This window comes from Coleofasciculus sp. FACHB-712 (assembly GCF_014695635.1).
In the GTDB taxonomy this organism is placed as follows: domain Bacteria; phylum Cyanobacteriota; class Cyanobacteriia; order Cyanobacteriales; family FACHB-T130; genus FACHB-T130.
In genome coordinates, this window is the sequence record NZ_JACJOQ010000096.1 from 1 (window position 1) to 2294 (window position 2294).

Annotated in this window: 2 protein-coding genes; one reads left to right on the forward strand and one right to left on the reverse strand. The window is 49.2% G+C overall.

The genetic code is table 11. The features are described 5' to 3' along the window. The first annotated feature begins 87 nt into the window (after window positions 1-87). On the forward strand, window positions 88-1536 hold the full coding sequence (locus H6F50_RS02390) for a DNA cytosine methyltransferase (protein ID WP_242028869.1): 1449 nt from the start codon (window positions 88-90) through the stop codon (window positions 1534-1536). A gap of 44 nt (window positions 1537-1580) precedes the next feature. Here the strand turns inward: H6F50_RS02390 and H6F50_RS02395 are convergent, their stop codons facing one another. After that, entirely contained in the window at window positions 1581-2114 is a 534-nt protein-coding gene (locus H6F50_RS02395; RefSeq protein ID WP_190411620.1) for a rhodanese-like domain-containing protein, read from the reverse strand. Between the last annotated feature and the right edge of the window lie 180 nt (window positions 2115-2294).

Below are 2294 nucleotides of genomic sequence, written 5' to 3' on the forward strand. Positions count from 1 at the left end.
CGTCAAGAGACTGGAAAAAAATTTTTGCGCTTTAGAGACTGACGATAGAATACAAATTCTCTACCAAGTCAGAACACCTGTATGGGGATGGTTCATTTCTATCGCCGTCCGGTTGCGGTCGATTTATTTGCGGGTGCGGGTGGATTTTCTTTAGGGATTGAGCAGGCTGGGTTTGATGTAGCGGTGGCAGTTGAAGTTGACCCCGTTCACGCAGCCGTTCACGCCTTTAACTTTCCCCATACCCAGGTTTTGTGTGCCGATGCCAGGACGCTATCCGCTGAAGCGATTAGAAAAGCGTTACAGAGATGGGCATTGCGCAAGGGTAGCAGCGGGGTTTCCCCACCCGCACCCGCTTGGAATGGTGAAATCGATTTAGCAATTGGGGGACCCCCTTGCCAAGGGTTCTCTTTAATGGGCAAGCGGCGTCTCGACGATGAGCGCAACGATTTAGTATTGCATTTCTGTCGATTAGTCATTGAACTGCAACCCCGTTACTTTCTCATGGAGAACGTACCCGGCATTGCTCAGAAAGAACACGCGATTTATCTGGAACAGCTCAAGAGTGCGTTTAAATCCGTTGAGTACCACATCACCGAACCCGTGCAGGTATTAAATGCGGCGGATTTTGGGGTGCCGCAAAATCGGAAAAGGCTATTTTTATTAGGAACTCGTGCCGGGGAGGTGCCTTTGTCTTATCCTGTTGTCGCAGGTTTTGTCGCAGGTAAAGGCGTTAAGGCAACCTTCCCCGATACTTCATTCCCGGATACTTTATTCCCCGATACTTCATTCCCCGATATTTCCTTGCCAAAGACTTCCTTGCCAAAGAAAAGAGGCAAAAAGAAGAATCCTTTGAGCCTGCACTCTTTATCCTTTCGGGTGACCGTGAAGGATGCGATCGCCGATCTCCCCAACCTAGATGATTTTCCCGAACTCCTGACAACCGATGAAGTCTTGCTACAGCAGCGACAACTAGAGCAGATGGAGACATTAGCCAGCATCTATGCACAGCACTTAATGGGGATTGCACCCGAACCGAATAATTTCGCCTATCCCCGGCTAGTCAATCCTCATCTGTTGACTAGCTCTCTGCGAACCCAACACACGGCAGCTTCGATTGAACGGTTCGAGAAAACAGTGCCCGGACAACTAGAATCGGTAAGTCGCTTTCGACGGTTGAATTGGGATACGCTGTCTCATACCTTAAGAGCCGGTACGGGTTCTGGAGGCGGTCGCTACACCTCTCCCCGTCCGATTCATCCAACTTATCCCAGAGTGATTTCAGTCCGCGAGGCGGCACGACTGCACTCTTTTCCGGACTGGTTCCGCTTCCACACAACAAAATGGCACGGGTTTCGACAAATTGGAAACGCCGTGCCGCCAAAACTGGCAAGAGCCGTCGGGTATCAAGTTATTGCTGCCTTAGGGATCAGACCACCCATGCCACAACAGCCGATAAATTTGGGTGATATCGAGCTAGTGAGGTTTAACCCGTGGGACGCGGCTCACTATTGGATAAGCGTCAATCGTCATGGTTGATTGCAACCCACTACTGAGAACTGACGACTGACAAATCGCTAAATCTACTTTTGTACCTGACTCTTGGTTGCAGAGACAGGATTGTATCCCGGTGCTCCTGGAGGATTTTGGGATTCAGCAGCCCCTTCTGTAGGACCTGCGATCGCTTTCCATGCAGGAAAACCGCCTTTGAGTTCAGCCACGGACTGGAATCCAGCCGAGCGAAGTTCGGAAGCTGCGCGAGAGGTTTCGGTGTCGCTGTCGCCATAGACGTAGATATCGCGGGCGGGACGAAGGCTAGTTTTCGCACGCTCTACTAATTCATCCATCGGCATGGACATGGCTCCCATGATGTGGCCTTCGTTGAAGGCACCGCGCTCGCGCACATCGAGAATTGTTAAAGCTGGCTCGCCCCATTCCAGACGGGATTTCAGGTCATTCACGCTGGACTGCGTTTTCATTCCCGGTGGGGTGGGAGTAATATCTGGAAGGGCTTCTTTTGCCTTAGAAATGGTGTCTTGAACCTTGGCACTAGCGCTTTCAACGCCACTTACGGCTTTGTCTTTAGCGCCTTCAATGTTGTTTTGAATGTCACTCATAAAAAAACTCTAAGTAATTGATCTCTTCAATGGAAATTTAATCAAAATTTGATATTTAACTTCTCTTTCTGGAGAAAGAACATTTAAATAATCCTTCTTTAGGCAGAGTAAAGTGTTAGAATTCCTATCCCAATTGACAAATATTTTCGGCAAAATTGCGGCAAATAAACAGCAACTCTC

What these genes read in the sequence shown, in the direction of transcription:
- H6F50_RS02390 (WP_242028869.1), top strand. Translation starts at nt 88, where the DNA reads ATGGTTCATTTCTATCGCCGTCCGGTTGCGGTCGATTTATTTGCGGGT.
- H6F50_RS02395 (WP_190411620.1), bottom strand. Translation starts at nt 2,114, where the DNA reads ATGAGTGACATTCAAAACAACATTGAAGGCGCTAAAGACAAAGCCGTA.